The organism is Microbacterium sp. (assembly GCF_029263575.1).
In the GTDB taxonomy this organism is placed as follows: Bacteria; Actinomycetota; Actinomycetes; order Actinomycetales; family Microbacteriaceae; genus Microbacterium.
In genome coordinates this window covers 1-2,591 of sequence record NZ_JAJUFV010000239.1, presented here as the reverse complement: position 1 = coordinate 2,591, position 2,591 = coordinate 1, and the positions used below count along the sequence as shown (strand labels likewise).

The 2,591-nt window shown below is 66.7% G+C and carries 4 protein-coding genes; all 4 read left to right on the top strand.

Annotation, left to right across the window (positions count from 1 at the left end):
- Nucleotides 1-78: 78 nt before the first annotated feature.
- On the top strand, nt 79-276 hold the full coding sequence (locus tag Q1J95_RS15550) for a DUF4244 domain-containing protein (protein ID WP_300269316.1): 198 nt from the start codon (nt 79-81) through the stop codon (nt 274-276).
- Between the two features lie 11 nt (nt 277-287).
- Nucleotides 288-629, top strand: coding sequence for a TadE family type IV pilus minor pilin (locus Q1J95_RS15545; RefSeq protein ID WP_300269313.1), 342 nt, complete (start codon nt 288-290; stop codon nt 627-629).
- A complete protein-coding gene (locus Q1J95_RS15540) occupies nt 629-958 on the top strand; it encodes a helicase (RefSeq protein ID WP_300269311.1) in 330 nt (109 codons plus the stop codon). The genes Q1J95_RS15545 and Q1J95_RS15540 overlap by 1 nt, the downstream gene beginning before the upstream one ends.
- Before the next feature lie 90 nt (nt 959-1,048).
- Nucleotides 1,049-2,591 (top strand): type I DNA topoisomerase (gene topA / locus Q1J95_RS15535; RefSeq protein ID WP_300269309.1); only part of this gene is annotated, 1,543 nt, incomplete at its 3' end.

The window sequence follows — 2,591 nt, the reverse complement described above, 5'->3', positions numbered from 1 at the left end:
GCTCTCTGTCCTCACCTCCACGCCGTTGCCCCTGTGACGGCATGCCGAAAGAAAACACCGAAAGAAAGAAGGAACACCATGAACACCATTCCCACACTCACCAGAGCGCACGCAGCCAGACTCTTCACCGACGAGTCGGGCGCGGCCACCGCCGAATACGCGATCACGACCATGGCCGCTGTCGCCTTCGCGGGGCTGCTTGTGGTCATCATGCGCTCGGACGAGGTGCGCGGCATCCTCACCGATCTGGTGCGCCGAGCGCTCACCGTGTCGTAACCGGGTGCGTCATGTCTCGGTCTGATTCCGAGCGCGGATCGACCGCCGCCGAGCTCGCACTCGCCCTTCCCGCCGTGGCACTCACGCTGCTGCTCGGGGCGGGCGCGCTGGGGGCGGCGTCGCAGCAGGTGGCGTTGCAGGATGCCACAGCCGATGCCGCGCGCCTCCTCGGGCGCGGCGAAAGCACAGCGGCCGCGCATGCGGCGGTTGCGGCATCCGTCACCGACGCAGCCGTGACGCACGAAACGCGCGGCGACCTCACCTGCGTGAGCGCGAATGTCGACGTCTCGGTCGGTCGCATCATCTCCATCCCGCTGTCGGCTTCCAGCTGTGCGCTCAGCGGAGGGCTCTGATGGCGGGTACGGCGCTGTCGGCGGGCGTGCTGGTGGTGGCAGCGTCGCTATCGGTCGGTCTCGCCGCGGTCGGTGGGGCGGCCGTCACCGCGCAGCGCGTCGCCGCCGCGGCGGATGCCGCCGCTCTCGCGGCTGCGGATGCGGCATCCGGCGCAATCGTCACGAACGAGGACCCGTGTGCGCTGGGCGCTCGAGTTGCCGAGGCATCCGGTGCGACGCTGATTTCCTGCGTTCTGGACGGCACGGTGGCGACAGTGCAGGCTCAGGCGGTCTACGCTGGTCTTGCTGCCGTCTCCCGTGCCCGAGCGGGCCCACCCGAGGGATTCTGACGGCTTCACCCCATAGCTCTCTCCACAGCTCTGCTGTGAACGCTCCACGACAGTGGTGTGTATGGTGTGCTTCGAAGAAAGGACGCACTCTTGGCTGAAGGCAAGAAGCTCGTCATTGTCGAGTCTCCGACGAAGATGCGGTCGATTCAGGGATACCTCGGAGATGACTACGAGGTGCTCAGCTCGGTCGGACACATCCGCGATCTCGCTGACAAGAAGGACATCCCCGCCGCCGACAAGGCCGCGTACGGGAAGTACTCGATCGACGTCGACAACGGCTTCGATCCCTATTACGTCGTCTCCGAGCGCAAGACGAAGACGGTCTCCGAACTCAAGCGCGCCCTGAAGAACGCCGACGAGCTCCTGCTCGCGACGGATGAAGACCGCGAAGGTGAAGCGATCGCCTGGCATCTTCTCGAGACGCTCAAGCCGAAGGTGCCCGTCAAACGCATGGTGTTCCACGAGATCACCAAAGACGCCATCCAAGCCGCCGTCGGCAACACGCGCGAGCTCGATATCGCTCTCGTCGATGCGCAGGAGACCCGGCGCATCCTCGACCGCCTCTACGGGTGGGACGTCTCACCCGTGCTCTGGTACAAGGTCAAGACCGGCCTCTCCGCTGGCCGCGTGCAGTCGGCCGCCACCCGCATGATCGTCGAGCGCGAGCGCGAGCGCATGGCGTTCGTGAGCGCCGAGTACTGGGATGTCGAGGCATCCGCCGCCAGCGGCAGCTCGTTCCGCGTGCGCCTCGTCCGCCTCGACGGCGGTGCGCTCGCCCGCGGTGGCGACTTCGACGACCTCGGAAAGCTCAAGAAGGCCGTCGTCGTCCTGTCCGAGAAGGACGCCACCGCTCTCGCGCATGCCGTCGACACGGCGGGCACCGGCACGGTCACCAAGGTCGAGGCGAAGCCCGGCACCCGCAGCCCGTACGCACCGTTCACCACCTCGACGATGCAGCAGGAAGCAGGGCGCAAGCTCTCGATGAGCGCGAAGCAGGCCATGAGCGCCGCCCAACGCCTGTATGAAAAGGGCTTCATCACCTATATGCGAACCGACTCGGTCGCGCTCAGCACGCAGGCCGTGCAGGCGGCGCGCAGCCAGGCGGTCGCGCTGTACGGCGACAATGCCGTTCCGCTCAAGCCGCGCGTGTACCGGTCCAAGAGCAAGAACGCGCAGGAGGCGCACGAGGCGATTCGTCCCTCGGGCGACAACTTCCGCAAGCCGTCTTCGGTCTCGGGCGAACTCGATCGCGAAGAGCTGCGCCTGTACGACCTGATCTGGAAGCGCACGGTCGCCAGCCAGATGGCCGATGCGAAATACGAGACCACCACGGTCACCCTCGCCGTCGACGCTGACGGTCAGACGGCTGAGTTCACCGCATCCGGCACGGTCTACACCTTCAAGGGATTCCTCGAGGCGTACGAAGAGGGGCGCGACGAGAAACGCGGCGACACCGACGCCGACTCGAGCCAATCGCTTCCCGCCGTTGCCGTGGGCGACGAGCTCACCATGTCGGATGCCGAGGCGAAGGGCCACAAGACCACCCCCAAGCCGCGCTACACCGAGGCCTCGCTCGTGAAGGCCCTCGAAGAGCACGGCATCGGCCGCCCCTCGACGTTCGCCAGCATCATCG

Coding starts and splice junctions, on each gene's coding strand:
- Q1J95_RS15550 (WP_300269316.1), top strand. CDS start 79: ATGAACACCATTCCCACACTCACCAGAGCGCACGCAGCCAGACTCTTC.
- Q1J95_RS15545 (WP_300269313.1), top strand. CDS start 288: ATGTCTCGGTCTGATTCCGAGCGCGGATCGACCGCCGCCGAGCTCGCA.
- Q1J95_RS15540 (WP_300269311.1), top strand. CDS start 629: ATGGCGGGTACGGCGCTGTCGGCGGGCGTGCTGGTGGTGGCAGCGTCG.